Here is a 15,230-nt window from a genome sequence, read left to right as displayed (position 1 = left end):
CGGCCTGTGCCATCCCCGGGGCCGCCCGGGGTCTGTCGGAAGGACGTCCGCCATGACCACCAGCCCCACCGCCACCCGCGTCCTCGACCACGGGGACGACCGCGGTCTGCAGGCGGTTCTGCTGGACATGGACGGCACGCTGGTGGACACCGAGGACTTCTGGTGGCAGGCCGAGGTCTCGCTCTTCGCCGAGCTGGGCCACGAGCTGGACGAGGCGGACCGCGCGCACGTGGTCGGCGGCCCGATGACCCGGGTGATGGACTACCTGGTCGCCCGGACCGGCGTGGACATCGCGCCGACCGACCTGGGCGTGCTGGTCAACCAGCGCTTCGTGGACCTGCTGGCCGGCGGCGTGCCGCTCATGCCGGGCGCCGAACGCCTCCTCAACACCCTTGCTGCGCACGGGATCCCGGCGGCCATGGTGTCCGCCTCGCACCGGCACGTGATCGACATCGTGCTGCGCTCGCTGGGCGCCCACCACTTCGCCTTCACCATCGGCGGGGACGAGGTGCCGCACACCAAGCCCTTCCCGGACCCGTACCTGGAGGCGGCCCGCCGGCTGGGCGCGGAGCCGGCCCGCTGCGTGGTGGTCGAGGACACCCCGACCGGGGTGAGCGCGGGCGAGGCGGCCGGCTGCCCGGTCATCGCGGTGCCCTCGGTGGCGGCGATCGAGCCGGCCCCCGGGCGGCTGGTGCTGCCCTCGCTGGAGCAGGTCGATCTCGATCTGCTGCGCTCGCTGGTCGCCTCGCGAGTGTGATTGTCCTCTCATTGCGGCCCGGCCCTACTGGCCGGTACGGGATGCCGAGGGGCTCCGATCAGGGGAGATCGGGGGAGAAAAAGGGCATTGGCTGACATCTCGTCGGTCGCTGCCGCGCTGCCCCGAACCACCGTGTCCCAAACGTCATCTGCGGGGGTATCGGTCGTGCGTGTTCGATATGGCACGCTACTCGGGTTTCGTGCCACCGATAAGGACGCGCCCCGTGAAGACTTCAGCTGAACGCCTCGCAGTACTCGGCTGTGCCGGTCTGGTCGCCGTGACGGTGGCCGGCTGCGGATCGGTGACCGACGCCGTCAAGGGGGACAGCGGCAAGTCGATCACCATGGGCACCGCCCAGCTGAGCGGCACGCTGGACCCGGCGATGTCCTACGACTCCGGCTCCTGGCTGATCATCCGCAACACCTTCCAGTCGCTGCTCACCTTCCCGGCGGCCGCCAGCGCGCCCAGCCCGGACGCCGCGCAGTCCTGCGAGTTCACCAGCAGTGAGGCCACCGAGTACCACTGCACCCTGCGGCCCGGGCTGAAGTTCTCGAACGGCCACCCGCTGACCGCCGCGGACGTGGTCTTCTCGATCGAGCGCACCCGGAAGATCAACGACGACAACGGCCCGGTCTCGCTGCTCTCCTCGATCAAGTCCGTCGAGGCCAAGGGCGACACCGAGGTGCTCTTCCACCTCACCGCGCCCGACGCCACCCTGCCGGCCAAGCTGGCCACCCCGGCCGGCGCCATCGTGGACCACCAGGTCTACCCGGCCGACAAGGCGCTGCCCAACGACAAGCAGGTCGGCTCCGGCCCGTACCGCGTCGACTCGGTCGAGATGGCGGGCAAGCAGCTGGGCAAGGTCACGCTGTCGCCCAACGACAAGTACGGCGGCGACGCCAAGCTGCGCAACACCAAGTTCACCGTGCGGTACTTCGACAAGGCCGAGGACCTGAAGGCCGCGCTCGACAAGGGCGACGTCGACCTCACCGACAACAGCCTGGAGCCGAACACCGCGGCCCAGATCCGCTCCGACCAGCAGGGCGGCAAGACCGACCTGCAGGTGACCGAGGGCGACAGCAACGACACCCGCTCGCTGGTCTTCAACACCAAGGACGCGGTCGGCGGCAACGTCGCCGTCCGCCAGGCCGCCGCGCAGCTGGTGGACCGCAAGGCGCTCGCCCGCGACGTCTTCGCCCGGACCGTCCAGCCGCTGTACGCGATGGTCCCGGCCGGCGTCACCGGCCACACCACCCCGTTCTTCGACCGCTACGGCGACCAGGACGCGGCCAAGGCCAAGAAGATCCTCACCGACGCCAAGGTCCAGACCCCGGTCAAGCTCACCCTCACGTGGTCCCGCTCGCGGGCCGGCAGCAACGAGGCCGACACGCTGAAGAAGCAGCTGGAGGCCGGCGGCCTCTTCCAGGTCACCGTCCAGCAGGAGCCGGACTGGGAGGGCTTCAAGAAGGGCTGGGCCGAGGGCAAGTACCAGGCGTACGTCATCGGTTGGTTCGCCGACTACCCGGACCCGGACAACTACATCGCCCCGCTGCTGGTCAACGGCGGTGCCTACCACCACGGTTGGGACGACCCCCGGATCAGCGGGAAGCTCGTGCCGGACGGCCTCAAGCAGGCCGACCGCAGCGCCGCCTCGGCCGGCTACGCGCAGATCCAGCAGATCGAGGCCGAGAACGCGCCGCTGATCCCGCTGTACCAGAACAAGGCCTTCTACGCGGCCCGTTCGTACGTCACCGGCGTCGAGACCACCGTCGACACCACCGGCTTCTTCCGCTTCTGGGAGATCAGCCGGACCAACAAGTAGCGCCACCACGACGGCGGCCCGTCCGCTCCCCTCGTCGCCACGGGGGAGCGGACGGGCCGCCGTCACGTTTCTGCGGGCCACTGCGGGCCGTAGACGGGGCCGCAGGGGCCCGCTACAGGGTGCCCGGGCGCACCAGCCCGCTCTCGTAGGCGTACACCGCCGCCTGCACCCGGTCACGCAGCTGGAGCTTGGTCAGCACATGGCCGACGTGGGTCTTCACCGTGGTCTCGCTGACGAACAGCTCGGCCGCGATCTCCGCGTTCGACAGCCCGCGCGCCACCAGCTTCAGCACCTCCAGCTCGCGCTCGGTCAGCGCGCCCAGCGCCTGCGGCGGCGCCTCGTCGCCCGAGGGCAGCTTGGTGGCGTACATGTCCAGCAGTCGGCGGGTGATGCTCGGCGCCAGCATCGCCGCGCCGTCCGCGACCACCCGGATCGCCTGCACCAGCTCCTCGGCCGGGACGTCCTTCAACAGGAAGCCGCTGGCACCCGCGCGCAGCGCCTCCACCACGTACTCGTCCAGGTCGAAGGTGGTCAGCACCAGCACCTTGGCCGGGCCGTCCCGCCCCGGGCCGGCGATCCGGCGGGTCGCCTCGACGCCGTCCATCCTGGGCATCCGGATGTCCATCAGCACCACGTCGGGCTGCAGCGCCCGCACCTGGTCCAGCGCCTGCTGACCGTCGCCGGCCTCACCGACCACCACCAGGTCGGACTCGGCCTCCAGGATCATCCGGAAACCGGTGCGCAGCAGCGGCTGGTCGTCGACCAGCAGCACTCGGATCGTCACCTAGGACACTCCTTGATCATTGGATCCCCCGTTGGGATCGTCTTCATCAGACGTACGGGCCAGCGGAAGGGGATACGGCGGCGGGGTGCCGCCGAACTCCGGGCAGCTGGCCCGGTGGTCGCACCAGTCGCAGAGGCGGTTGCGGGTGGCCGGGAAGTCCCCGGTGGCCACCGCGTGGCCGATCCGCTCCCACAGCGCCTTCAGCTTGCGCTCCACCGCGAGCAGGTCGGCCTCGTCCGGGTCGTAGCTGACCACGTCCCCGCCGCCGCCCAGGTAGACCAGCTGGAGGCGCTTGGGGATCACGCCCTTCCACCGCCACACCACCAGTGCGTAGAACTTCATCTGGAACATCGCCTTGCCCTCGAAGTCCCGCGAGGGCGCCCGGCCGGTCTTGTAGTCCACCAGCCGGACCTCGCCGGTCGGGGCGACGTCCACCCGGTCGATGTAGCCGCGCAGCAGCAGCCCCGAGTCCAGGGCCGTCTCCACGTACAGCTCCCGCTCCACCGGGTGCAGCCGGGTCGGGTCCTCCAGCCGGAACCACTGGCCGACCAGCTTCTCGGCGTCCGACAGCCAGCGGGTGAGCGCCGCGCCGTCCGGGTCGTCCGGGAACAACGACCCCAGCTCCGGCCGTTCCCCCAGCAGCCGCTCCCACTGGGGGCGCAGCAGGCCCAGCGCCTGCTCCGGCGTCCGCTCGGCCGCCGGGCTGTCGAACAGCCGCTCCAGCACCGCGTGCACCAGCGTGCCCCTGGTCGCCGCCGCGCTCGGCGGCTCGGGCAGCCGGTCGATCACCCGCAGCCGGTACAGCAGGGGACAGGTGAGGAAGTCCCCCGCCCGGGACGGGGACAGGCCGGTCGGAGGCGCCGCCGGGCGCACCGGGGCCCCGGCGGCACTGGTGGTGTCGGTCTGCTGCATGGCTACGACCCTATTGCCCTTCGCTGTCATCTGACTGCCACCGGGCTGCCACCGCGGCCCGCGCAATGGGTATGAAGGCAGAAAGAGGGGCGCGCGGCGCCGGAGTGCCGTGATCACGTAGCGTGGGCGCACCGGGGTACGACGGGGGAGACGACCGAAGGGATCACGGTGAGCGACAGCAGGGGGCAGCAGTCCTTCGACCAGCCACCGCAGGACGACGGCGGCCGCCCGGGCGGGAAGCCGCCGGAGCGCGGCGGTGGCCTCCTGATGGGCCGGCCCTTCGGCGTGCCCGTCTACGTGACCCCGTCCTGGTTCGTCATCGCCGCGCTGATCACCTGGGTGTTCGGCGGGCAGCTGGGCGACGTGCTGCCCGACCTCGGCGCCGCCCGCTACCTGGTCGCGTTCTCCTTCGCGGTCGCCTTCTACGCCTCCGTCCTGGTGCACGAGCTCGCCCACACCCTGGTCGCGCTGCGTTACAAGCTCGGGGTGCGGCGGATCCAGCTGCAGTTCTTCGGCGGCGTCTCCGAGATCGAGAACGAGGCCACCACCCCCTGGCGCGAGTTCTGGCTGGCCTTCGTCGGCCCACTGCTGTCGCTGGTGCTCGGCGGTCTGTTCTACCTCGCCGTGCGGGCCGTGGAACTCTCCACCGTGCCCGGGGTGCTGCTGACCGGCCTGATGGTCTCCAACGTGGTGGTCGCCGCCTTCAACCTGCTGCCCGGCCTGCCGCTGGACGGCGGGCGGATGCTGCGCGCCGTCGTCTGGGCGGTCACCGGCAGGCCGATGACCGGCACGGTCGTCGCCGCCTGGGTCGGCCGGGCGCTCGCGGTCGCCGTGCTGTTCGGCCTGCCCCTGGTCAGCGCCGCCCGCGGGACGGAGCGCACCACCACCGACACCCTGGTGGACGCGGTGCTGGCCGCCGTGCTCGCCGCGATCATCTGGAACGGCGCCACCGGCAGCGTGCGCAACGCCCGGCTCAAGGAGGCGCTGCCCGGCCTGCGGCTGCGCGACCTCGCCCGCCGGGCCGTCGAGGTCACCGCCGACACCCCGCTCGGCGAGGCGATGCGCCGCGCCCGCGAGGCCGAGGCCGGCGCGGTGGTCGTGGTGGACGGCCGGGGCGAGCCGATCGCCATCGTCCGCGAGTCCGCGGTCCGGGCCGTACCGGAGCACCGCCGCCCCTGGGTGGCCGTCGGCCCGCTCGCCCGCGACCTCGAACCCGGGCTGAGGCTGGACGCCGACCTGCGCGGCGAGGACCTGCTGCGGGCCGTCCAGGCCACCCCCGCGGGCGAGTACCTGGTGGTCGAGGCGGACGGCCGGGTGTACGGCGTCGCCGCGCTCACCGACATCGAGCAGCGCCTGACCGCCGCCGTCGCCGGGCGGTGAGCGCCGGGCGGTGATCACCGTGGTCGGCCGGAGCGCACGCTTCCCTTAGGATTGGCCGCATGTCCGAACCGACCGGTGCCGCCCGCCGACGCGGGCCCTTCCAGGTCGGGGACCAGGTCCAGCTGACCGACCCCAAGGGTCGCCACTACACGTTCACGCTCCAGGCCGGGAACCAGTTCCACACCCACAAGGGTGCGTTCCCGCACGACGAGCTGATCGGCGCCCCCGAAGGCACGGTCGTGCGCACCACGGGGAACGTCCCGTACCTCGCGCTGCGCCCCCTGCTCCCCGACTACGTCCTGTCCATGCCTCGCGGCGCCGCCGTGATCTACCCCAAGGACGCGGGGCAGATCCTGGCCATGGCCGACATCTTCGCCGGCGCCCGCGTGGTCGAGGCCGGAGTCGGCTCGGGCGCGCTCAGCACGTACCTGCTGCGCGCCGTCGGCGAGCACGGCATGCTGGCCTCCTACGAGCGCCGGCAGGACTTCGCCGACATCGCCCAGAGCAACGTCGAGCGCTACTTCGGCGGGCCGCACCCGGCGTGGAAGCTCACCGTCGGCGACCTCCAGGACAACCTGGTCGAGTCCGACGTCGACCGCGTCATCCTGGACATGCTGGCCCCCTGGGAGTGCCTGGACGTCGCCTCCAAGGCGCTCGTCCCCGGCGGCCTCATCTGCTGCTACGTGGCCACCACCACGCAGATGTCCAAGACCGTCGAGGCGCTGCGCGACCACGGCACCTTCACCGAGCCGCAGGCCTGGGAGACCATGGTCCGCACCTGGCACCTGGAGGGTCTGGCCGTCCGCCCCGACCACCGGATGATCGGCCACACCGGCTTCCTGCTCACCGCCCGCCGCCTGGCGGACGGCGTCGAGCCGCCGCTGCGCCGCCGCCGCCCGGCCAAGGGCGCGTACGGCGAGGACTACGACAGCGGGGCGCCCGAGCCGTCCCTGCAGGAGCGCGCCGCGGCCCGCAAGGCCGCCCGCACCGGCGAGACCGACCAGCCCGACCTGGGCTGAGTCCGCACACCACACGGGGGTGGCACGAGCAAGCTCGTGCCACCCCTTGGCATTTCCGTCGACCGGGTGTGGGACGATGCTCGCTCACACGGACAGCTCCTGGAGCTCTGGAGGGGACGCCTGGTGGAGACCGCGGTCGGGACGACAGTGACGGCTGGACAGCAGACACCGCAGGGCCGCACCCGGCCCGGGCACGCGCGCACCGCGCCCTGGCACTGGGCCCTCGGCCTGGCCGGCTGCGGCGCGGTGGTGGCCGTCGCCCTCGCCGCATCTCCGGCGACCGGCACCCCGGTGCCCGCCCGCGGCACCCCCAAGGCCCTCGCCGCGAGCGCCGCCCCCGACCCGGCCAAGGTCCAACTACCGCTGGACTGCGGCCCGTTCCCGGTGAAGACGGTGCTCAGCGTGCCCGCCGAGCTCGGCGACGGCCGCCCCGGCACGGTGGTCGCCGCACACTGCGGCGCCGAGACCGGCACCCCGCCGGACGCCGTCCTCCTGCTCGGCTTCGGCCCCGACGGCCGCCCGGCGGTGGTGGCCACCCTGCTCACCGAGCGCGAGAACCTCACCGTGAACCGGCTCGCGGTGCGCTCCGACGGCGCCATCACCGGCCACGCGCAGGGGTATTCGAGCGAGGACGTGCCGCGCTTCCAGCCCGACATCTCACTCGACCTCACCTGGACGCACAGGGGCGGCGGCTGGGAACGCTCCCAGACCGCCGCCCCGGTCAGCCGGACCTGACGGCTACTCGGCGTCCGGCCCGTACACCTCGACCCGGTCGGACGCCCGGCGCACGTGGATGCAGTCGCCGGGGCAGTCCTTCGCCGAGTCCACCACGTCCTGAAGGAGCGTCAGCGGCACCGGGGCGCTCTCCCCGGGCTGCTGGCGCAGCTCGTCGTCCGGCCCCTTCACGTAGGCGAGGCCGTCGATGTCCAGCTCGAAGACCTCCGGTGCGTACTGGACGCAGATTCCGTCGCCGGTGCACAGATCCTGGTCGATCCACACCTCCAGCGCCTCGGTCGCCGCAGCCGTCTGCTCGGTCACCGACATGGTCCCCTGCCGTTTCTGTCCCGGGTCGCCCTATTCCTGGAGCAATCCCGCCATTCGTACAACGATCGGACCTGAAGTGGTGGTCGCGATCGGATATCACTTCGCTCGACGATACATCTGGTCCGCTTTGGGTGGTGCGCGCTGGGTATCTCCTATGCAGAGGGGAAGCACGCTGGGGCGAAGATCGGACACGCCCGTTCCATCTTTCTTGATCTAGGGGTTTACGGACCCCTGGTCCCAGGTAGGGTCTGGAAGCGTCCAGCTCCCCGGAGGAGGTGAGGACCGTGGCAGCCCACGATGACGACTACAACCGCAGCACCGGCAGGCCCGCTCGTGGTTCCGACGAGGCCGCTCAGGTCTCGTACCTTGAGCAGGAAATCGCCGTGTTGCGCCGCAAGCTCGCCGACTCGCCGCGCAATTCGAGGATCCTCGAAGAGCGGATCGTCGAGCTCCAGACCAACCTGGCGGGCGTGACCGCCCAGAACGAACGGCTCGCCTCCACCCTGCGCGAGGCCCGCGACCAGATCGTGGCCCTCAAGGAGGAAGTGGACCGGCTGGCACAGCCCCCGGCCGGCTTCGGCACCTTCCTCGAAGCGAACGAGGACGGTACCGCGGACATCTTCACCGGGGGGCGCAAGCTCCGCGTGAACGTCAGCCCCAACGTCGCCCTCGACGAACTGCGGCGCGGCCAGGAAGTGATGCTCAACGAGGCCCTCAACATCGTGGACGCGATGGCCTTCGAGCGCATCGGCGAGATCGTCACCCTCAAGGAAGTCCTGGAGGACGGCGAGCGCGCCCTGGTTCTCGGCCACACCGACGAGGAGCGGGTGGTGCGCCTCGCCGAACCGCTGCGCGAGCTCACCATCCGGGCGGGGGACGCCCTGCTGCTGGAGCCCCGCTCCGGCTACGTGTACGAGGTCGTGCCGAAGGCCGAGGTCGAGGAGCTGGTCCTCGAAGAGGTCCCGGACATCGACTACCGCCAGATCGGCGGCCTGAGCAACCAGATTGAGCAGATCCGCGACGCGGTCGAGCTGCCGTACCTGCACGCCGACCTCTTCAAGGAGTACGAGCTGCGCCCGCCCAAGGGCGTCCTGCTCTACGGCCCGCCCGGCTGCGGGAAGACGCTGATCGCCAAGGCGGTGGCCAACTCGCTGGCCAAGAAGGTCGCCGAGGTCACCGGCCGCCCCCAGGGGAAGAGCTACTTCCTCAACATCAAGGGCCCCGAGCTGCTCAACAAGTACGTCGGCGAGACCGAGCGGCAGATCCGCCTGGTCTTCCAGCGGGCCCGGGAGAAGGCGGGCGAGGGCACGCCCGTCATCGTCTTCTTCGACGAGATGGAGTCGCTGTTCCGCACCCGCGGTTCCGGCGTCAGCTCGGACGTGGAGAACACCATCGTCCCCCAGCTGCTCGCCGAGATCGACGGCGTGGAGGGCCTGGAGAACGTCATCGTCATCGGCGCCTCGAACCGCGAGGACATGATCGACCCGGCGATCCTGCGGCCCGGCCGCCTGGACGTCAAGATCAAGATCGAGCGCCCGGACGCCGAGGCCGCGAAGGACATCTTCTCCAAGTACCTCAAGGAGTCGCTGCCCTTCCACCCGGACGACCTCAAGGAGCACGACAGCTCCGTCGAGGCCACCGTGGCCGCGATGATCCAGTCGGTCGTGGAGCGGATGTACTCCGAGACCGAGGAGAACCGCTTCCTGGAGGTCACCTACGCCAACGGTGACAAGGAGGTCCTGTACTTCAAGGACTTCAACTCCGGCGCGATGATCCAGAACATCGTCGACCGCGCGAAGAAGATGGCCATCAAGGACTTCCTCGACCACGGTCAGCGCGGTCTGCGCGTCTCCCACCTGCTCGCCGCCTGCGTGGACGAGTTCAAGGAGAACGAGGACCTCCCGAACACCACCAACCCGGACGACTGGGCCCGCATCTCCGGCAAGAAGGGCGAGCGGATCGTCTTCATCCGCACGCTGGTCACCGGCAAGCAGGGCGCCGAGTCCGGCCGCTCGATCGACACCGTCGCCAACACGGGGCAGTACCTGTAAGCACACGGTTACCCGGGCCGGCAGCGGTCCCCGGAGCTGTACGCACACCGTCCGGCTGTGGCGCCTCGCGGCCCCGCAGCCGGACGGCGCGTCTCGGGGCCCGCCATCCGGCACCGGGTTCTAGGCTCGACCCACCGTTCGCGGGCAGATCGCCGGCGCCGGTGTTGTTCAGCGGTACGTCAGCGTGTCCCGCCCGTCGGGGGCGGGGCACCGGGCAAGGAGGGCCGCATGACCGTACGGCGCGTGATGGGCATCGAGACCGAGTACGGGATCTCCGTGCCCGGGCACCCCAACGCCAACGCCATGCTCACCTCGTCCCAGATCGTCAACGCGTACGCGGCGGCGATGCACCGGGCACGGCGGGCCCGCTGGGACTTCGAGGAGGAGAACCCGCTGCGCGACGCCCGGGGCTTCGACCTCGCGCGGGAGGTGGCGGACGCCAGCCAGCTGACCGACGAGGACATCGGCCTCGCCAACGTCATCCTCACCAACGGGGCCCGGTTCTACGTGGACCACGCGCACCCCGAGTACAGCTCGCCCGAGGTGACCAACCCGCGCGACGCCGTGCTGTGGGACAAGGCCGGCGAGCGGATCATGGCGGCAGCCGCCCAGCGCGCGCTGGAACTGCCCAACGGGCAGAACATCCACCTGTACAAGAACAACACCGACAACAAGGGCGCCTCCTACGGCACCCACGAGAACTACCTGATGAAGCGGGCGACACCGTTCGCCGACATCGTCCGCCACCTCACCCCGTTCTTCGTCTCCCGCCAGGTGGTCACCGGCGCCGGCCGGGTCGGGATCGGCCAGGACGGCTCCGCGCACGGCTTCCAGATCAGCCAGCGGGCGGACTACTTCGAGGTCGAGGTCGGCCTGGAGACGACGCTCAAGCGGCCGATCATCAACACCAGGGACGAGCCGCACGCCGACGCCGAGAAGTACCGCCGGCTGCACGTGATCATCGGGGACGCCAACCTCTCCGAGATCTCCACCTACCTCAAGCTGGGCACCACCGCGCTGGTCCTGTCGATGATCGAGGACTCCTTCATCGCCTCCGACCTCGCCGTCGACCAGCCGGTGCGCACCCTGCACCGGGTCTCCCACGACCCGACGCTCAAGCACCTGATCACCCTGCGCAACGGGCGCAAGCTCACCGCCGTCCAGCTCCAGCTCGAGTACTTCGAGCTGGCCCGCAAGTACGTCGAGGACCGCTTCGGCAACGACGCGGACGAGCAGACCGTCGACGTGCTGGTCCGCTGGGAGGACGTGCTGGGCCGGCTGGAGCGCGACCCGATGTCGCTGTCCAGGCAGCTGGACTGGATCGCCAAGCGGGAGATCCTGGAGGGCTACCGCAGCCGGGACGCCCTGGAGTGGTCCAACCCGCGGCTGCACCTGGTCGACCTCCAGTACAGCGACGTGCGGCCCGAGAAGGGCCTCTACAACCGTCTGGTGGCCCGCGGGCGGTTCGAGCGGCTGCTGACCGAGGACGAGGTCGAGCGGGCCGTCTCCAAGCCCCCGGAGGACACCAGGGCGTACTTCCGCGGGCGCTGCCTGGAGCAGTACGCGGAGCACGTCGCGGCGGCCTCCTGGGACTCGGTGATCTTCGACCTGCCGGGCCGGGACTCGTTGCAGCGGGTGCCCACGCTGGAGCCGCTGCGCGGCACCCGCAACCACGTCAAGGAACTGCTGGACCGCTGCCGTACGGCGGAGGACCTGCTGCGGGTCCTGTCCGGCGGGTAACTTTTCGATCACCACGGGTGAACGTCCGCCGAATGGGAATCATCCGGGGTGGCAGCGGGTGTTGGACAGGAAGCGCCACCGGCAAACCGGGAGCGGTAGTCGCACCTTGTGTATAGGGTCGGTGCAGCAAGCAGTGACCCAACCGTGCCAGACGAATCGAGCGGGGTGAGGGAAATGGCGAGCAAGGACACCGGCGGCGGCCAGCAGCGGGCGAACCGCTCCTCCGAGGAGGTCGAGGAGCAGGTTGCGGAATCCCAGAATTCCGACGACCTCAAGGAGCGTCAGGAAAAGCTGAGCGACGACGTCGACGCGGTACTGGACGAAATCGACGAAGTCCTCGAGTCGAACGCCGAGGATTTCGTCCGGGGATTCGTGCAGAAGGGCGGGCAATAGCCCCTCCCCGGTCATCGGGAATTTCGCGATCGAGACCGTCGAGGGCGGTCGGGCGGCGTCTGCCGCCCGGCCGCTCGGCACCTCCGCTCCACGCGTGGACAGTGATCGTCGGGCGGGTAGGGTGCGGGCAATGCGCGCTTCAAGCTACCTGGAAGGAATCGTGTGGAAGCCAACACTCGTGGCACCGGGCGTCTACCGGCTGCCTTCCTGACCCCGGGGTCGTCCTCGTTCCTCGACTTCCTCGCCGAGCACAAGCCGGAGCTGATCCCCGGCCTCAGAGGGCTTCCCGAGGGGGTCGTGGTCGAGGCCCCGCACGGGACCACCATCGTGGCCGCGGTCTTCGACGGCGGCGTGGTGATCGCGGGTGACCGCCGGGCGACGATGGGCAACGTGATCGCCCAGCGCGACATGGAGAAGGTGTTCCCGGCCGACGAGTACAGCGCGGTCGGCATCGCCGGCACCGCCGGCCTCGCGGTCGAGATGGTCCGGCTGTTCCAACTGGAGCTGGAGCACTACGAGAAGATCGAGGGCACCGTGCTCTCCCTGGAGGGCAAGGCGAACCGCCTCACCACCATGATCCGGGGCAACCTGGGCATGGCGATGCAGGGCCTCGCGGTGGTGCCGATGTTCGCCGGCTACGACCTGGACCTCGGCCGCGGCCGGATCTTCAACTACGACGTCACCGGCGGGCGTTCCGAGGAGCGCGGCTTCGCCGCCACCGGCTCGGGCTCGGTCTACGCCCGCGGCTCGATGAAGAAGCTCTACCGCGAGGGCCTGACGGCCGAGCAGGCCTCGACCCTGGTCGTCCAGGCGCTCTACGACGCGGCGGACGACGACTCCGCCACCGGCGGCCCCGACCTCACCCGCAAGATCTTCCCGCTCGTCTCGCTGATCACCGAGGACGGCTTCCGCCGCCTCACCGACGCGGAGGTCGCCGAGATCGCCGTCTCGATCACCGACGAGCGGCTCGTCCACCCCAACGGCCCGCAGGCCCCGCTGCTCTAGCCACCACCTCACAGGAAAGGGACGACCGCCGGTGTCGACACCGTTCTACGTCTCGCCCCAGCAGGCCATGGCGGACCGCGCGGAGTACGCCCGCAAGGGCATCGCGCGCGGCCGCAGCGTGGTCGTGCTCACCTACGCCGACGGCATCGTCTTCGTCGCCGAGAACACCTCCAGGGCGCTCCACAAGGTCTCCGAGATCTACGACAAGATCGCCTTCGCGGCGGTCGGGCGCTACAACGAGTTCGAGAACCTGCGCATCGGCGGCGTCCGCTACGCCGACCTGCGCGGCTACTCCTACGACCGGGCCGACGTCACCGCCCGGGGCCTGGCCAACGTCTACGCCCAGACGCTGGGCACCATCTTCTCCTCGGTCGGCGAGAAGCCGTACGAGGTCGAGCTGATCGTGGCCGAGGTCGGCCGCGCCGCCGACAACGACCAGATCTACCGGCTCACGCCGGACGGCTCGGTCGTCGACGAGAAGAACTACGTGGTGGTCGGCGGCAACGCCGACTCGATCGGCAACTACCTGGGCCAGCGCCACCGCGCCGGCCTGAGCCTCACCGAGGCGGTGAAGGTCGCGGTGGACTCGCTCGCCCGCGACCCCAACGGCGGCAGCCCGCGCAGCCTCACCCCGGAACAGCTGGAGGTCGCGGTCCTGGACCGCCAGCGGTTCCAGCAGCGCAAGTTCAAGCGGATCCTGGGCAACCAGCTCGGCCGCCTGCTCGACGGGGACCAGTCCGCCGAGTCGGACGACGAGGAGAAGCCGGCGGCCACCCCGCCGTCGGACGAGTAGTGCCTTCGGGGTCCCGTGCGGCGACGTGATCGCCGTGCGGGGCTCCGGTGCCCCTGCGGCGGCCCGGCCGTCGTGGAGGCGGTTTCGGACAGCTCCGACCAGAATGGAGTGCTCATGGACCGCCGGATTTTCGGGCTGGAGAACGAGTACGGCGTGACCTGCACGTTCCGCGGGCAGCGGCGGCTGTCGCCGGACGAGGTCGCGCGGTACCTGTTCCGCCGGGTCGTCTCCTGGGGGCGCAGCAGCAACGTCTTCCTGCGCAACGGCGCCCGGCTCTACCTCGACGTCGGCTCCCACCCCGAGTACGCCACCCCCGAGTGCGACGACGTGGTCGAGCTGGTCACGCACGACAAGGCGGGCGAGCGCATCCTCGAAGGCCTCCTGGTGGACGCCGAGCGGCGGCTGCACGAGGAGGGCATCGCCGGGGACGTCTACCTCTTCAAGAACAACACCGACTCGGCCGGCAACTCCTACGGCTGCCACGAGAACTACTGCGTGGCCCGGCACGGCGAGTTCTCCCGGCTGGCCGACGTGCTGATCCCGTTCCTCGTCACCCGGCAGCTGATCTGCGGGGCGGGCAAGGTGCTGCAGACCCCGCGCGGCGCGGTGTTCTGCGTGAGCCAGCGGGCCGAGCACATCTGGGAGGGCGTCAGCTCCGCCACCACCCGCTCGCGGCCGATCATCAACACCAGGGACGAGCCGCACGCGGACGCCGAGCGCTACCGCCGGCTGCACGTGATCGTCGGCGACTCCAACATGTCCGAGACCACCACCCTGCTCAAGGTCGGCGCCACCGACCTGGTGCTGCGGCTGATCGAGGCCGGCGTGGTGATGCGCGACCTCACCCTGGAGAACCCGATCCGGGCGATCCGCGAGGTCAGCCACGACCTCACCGGCACCCACCAGGTGCGGCTCGCCAACGGCCGCGAGGCCAGCGCGCTGGACATCCAGGAGGAGTACTACACCAAGGCCCTGGAGTTCGCCGACCGCAAGGGCATCAACACCGGCACCGTCGGCCGGATCCTCGACCTGTGGGGCCGCACCCTGGAGGCCGTCCGCACCGAGCGGCTGGACGGGGTGGCCACCGAGATCGACTGGATCATGAAGTACAAGCTCATCGAGCGCTACCGCGAGAAGCACCAGATGAGCATGTCCAACCCTCGGGTCGCGCAGATCGACCTCGCGTACCACGACATCCACCGTCGGCGCGGCCTGTTCTACCTGCTCCAGGCCAAGAACCAGGCGCAGCGGGTGACCACCGACCTCAAGACCTTCGAGGCCAAGTCGATCCCGCCGCAGACCACCCGGGCCCGGCTGCGCGGGGACTTCATCCGCCGGGCGCAGGAGCAGCGCCGGGACTTCACGGTGGACTGGGTGCACCTGAAGCTGAACGACCAGGCGCAGCGCACGGTGCTGTGCAAGGACCCGTTCCGGTCCGTCGACGAGCGGGTGGAGAAGCTCATCGCGGGGATGTAGCCCCCGTGCCCGCCGTGACCGCGGCGATGTGATCAAGGTCGTGACCGGCCCCGG

At 70.6% G+C, this 15,230-nt stretch carries 14 protein-coding genes; 11 read left to right on the top strand and 3 right to left on the bottom strand.

Features of this window, described 5'->3' with window-relative positions:
- Positions 1–52: 52 nt before the first annotated feature.
- Together OP86_RS07030 and OP86_RS07025 are read left to right on the top strand one after the other, a co-directional pair.
- A complete protein-coding gene (locus tag OP86_RS07030) occupies positions 53–757 on the top strand; it encodes an HAD family hydrolase (protein ID WP_030055579.1) in 705 nt (234 codons plus the stop codon).
- 223 nt (positions 758–980) lie between these two features.
- Entirely contained in the window at positions 981–2,579 is a 1,599-nt protein-coding gene (locus OP86_RS07025) for an ABC transporter substrate-binding protein (RefSeq protein WP_030055580.1), read from the top strand.
- 112 nt (positions 2,580–2,691) lie between these two features.
- On the opposite strand, the gene OP86_RS07020 is transcribed toward OP86_RS07025, so the two are convergent.
- Positions 2,692–3,363 carry a response regulator gene (locus tag OP86_RS07020; RefSeq protein ID WP_030055581.1) on the bottom strand — a complete coding sequence of 224 codons (672 nt, stop codon included), beginning with the start codon at positions 3,361–3,363 and terminating at the stop codon, positions 2,692–2,694.
- A complete protein-coding gene (locus tag OP86_RS07015) occupies positions 3,364–4,275 on the bottom strand; it encodes a RecB family exonuclease (RefSeq protein WP_051829780.1) in 912 nt (303 codons plus the stop codon).
- A gap of 168 nt (positions 4,276–4,443) precedes the next feature.
- Between OP86_RS07015 and OP86_RS07010 the strand changes: the two genes are divergently transcribed.
- The 3 genes from OP86_RS07010 to OP86_RS07000 all read left to right on the top strand — a co-directional run bounded on the left by OP86_RS07010 (position 4,444) and on the right by OP86_RS07000 (position 7,409).
- Positions 4,444–5,655, top strand: coding sequence for a site-2 protease family protein (locus OP86_RS07010; protein ID WP_030256277.1), 1,212 nt, complete (start codon positions 4,444–4,446; stop codon positions 5,653–5,655).
- 59 nt (positions 5,656–5,714) lie between these two features.
- Positions 5,715–6,674: a tRNA (adenine-N1)-methyltransferase gene (locus OP86_RS07005; RefSeq protein ID WP_030055583.1), complete on the top strand. Its 960-nt coding sequence runs from the start codon at positions 5,715–5,717 to the stop codon at positions 6,672–6,674.
- 123 nt (positions 6,675–6,797) lie between these two features.
- On the top strand, positions 6,798–7,409 hold the full coding sequence (locus OP86_RS07000; RefSeq protein ID WP_051829779.1) for a hypothetical protein: 612 nt from the start codon (positions 6,798–6,800) through the stop codon (positions 7,407–7,409).
- 3 nt (positions 7,410–7,412) lie between these two features.
- Here the strand turns inward: OP86_RS07000 and OP86_RS06995 are convergent, their stop codons facing one another.
- The gene (locus OP86_RS06995; RefSeq protein ID WP_030055585.1) at positions 7,413–7,718 is read right to left on the bottom strand and encodes a ferredoxin; all 306 of its coding nucleotides are present in this window, start codon (positions 7,716–7,718) and stop codon (positions 7,413–7,415) included.
- A gap of 284 nt (positions 7,719–8,002) precedes the next feature.
- On the opposite strand from OP86_RS06995, the gene arc reads away from it, so the two are divergent.
- The 6 genes from arc to pafA all read left to right on the top strand — a co-directional run bounded on the left by arc (position 8,003) and on the right by pafA (position 15,176).
- Positions 8,003–9,769, top strand: coding sequence for a proteasome ATPase (arc, locus tag OP86_RS06990; protein WP_030055586.1), 1,767 nt, complete (start codon positions 8,003–8,005; stop codon positions 9,767–9,769).
- Positions 9,770–9,997: 228 nt separating this feature from the next.
- Positions 9,998–11,509 carry a depupylase/deamidase Dop gene (gene dop / locus OP86_RS06985; RefSeq protein ID WP_030055587.1) on the top strand — a complete coding sequence of 504 codons (1,512 nt, stop codon included), beginning with the start codon at positions 9,998–10,000 and terminating at the stop codon, positions 11,507–11,509.
- 174 nt (positions 11,510–11,683) lie between these two features.
- Positions 11,684–11,902 (top strand): ubiquitin-like protein Pup, encoded by a 219-nt coding sequence (locus OP86_RS06980; protein ID WP_030055588.1) that lies wholly within the window; start codon positions 11,684–11,686, stop codon positions 11,900–11,902.
- 162 nt (positions 11,903–12,064) lie between these two features.
- Positions 12,065–12,907: a proteasome subunit beta gene (gene prcB, locus OP86_RS06975; protein WP_030055589.1), complete on the top strand. Its 843-nt coding sequence runs from the start codon at positions 12,065–12,067 to the stop codon at positions 12,905–12,907.
- A 31-nt stretch (positions 12,908–12,938) separates the two neighbouring features.
- Positions 12,939–13,700 carry a proteasome subunit alpha gene (gene prcA / locus OP86_RS06970; protein WP_030055590.1) on the top strand — a complete coding sequence of 254 codons (762 nt, stop codon included), beginning with the start codon at positions 12,939–12,941 and terminating at the stop codon, positions 13,698–13,700.
- 114 nt (positions 13,701–13,814) lie between these two features.
- On the top strand, positions 13,815–15,176 hold the full coding sequence (pafA, locus tag OP86_RS06965) for a Pup--protein ligase (protein ID WP_030055591.1): 1,362 nt from the start codon (positions 13,815–13,817) through the stop codon (positions 15,174–15,176).
- The last annotated feature ends 54 nt before the right edge of the window (positions 15,177–15,230 follow it).

Source organism: Streptomyces novaecaesareae (genome assembly GCF_000716875.1).
Lineage (GTDB): Bacteria > Actinomycetota > Actinomycetes > Streptomycetales > Streptomycetaceae > Kitasatospora > Kitasatospora novaecaesareae.
This window is presented reverse-complemented; position numbering and strand designations above follow the sequence as displayed.

What these genes read in the sequence shown, in the direction of transcription:
- OP86_RS07030 (WP_030055579.1), top strand. Translation starts at nt 53, where the DNA reads ATGACCACCAGCCCCACCGCCACCCGCGTCCTCGACCACGGGGACGAC.
- OP86_RS07015 (WP_051829780.1), bottom strand. Translation starts at nt 4,275, where the DNA reads ATGCAGCAGACCGACACCACCAGTGCCGCCGGGGCCCCGGTGCGCCCG.
- OP86_RS07005 (WP_030055583.1), top strand. Translation starts at nt 5,715, where the DNA reads ATGTCCGAACCGACCGGTGCCGCCCGCCGACGCGGGCCCTTCCAGGTC.
- OP86_RS06995 (WP_030055585.1), bottom strand. Translation starts at nt 7,718, where the DNA reads ATGTCGGTGACCGAGCAGACGGCTGCGGCGACCGAGGCGCTGGAGGTG.
- dop (WP_030055587.1), top strand. Translation starts at nt 9,998, where the DNA reads ATGACCGTACGGCGCGTGATGGGCATCGAGACCGAGTACGGGATCTCC.
- OP86_RS06980 (WP_030055588.1), top strand. Translation starts at nt 11,684, where the DNA reads ATGGCGAGCAAGGACACCGGCGGCGGCCAGCAGCGGGCGAACCGCTCC.
- pafA (WP_030055591.1), top strand. Translation starts at nt 13,815, where the DNA reads ATGGACCGCCGGATTTTCGGGCTGGAGAACGAGTACGGCGTGACCTGC.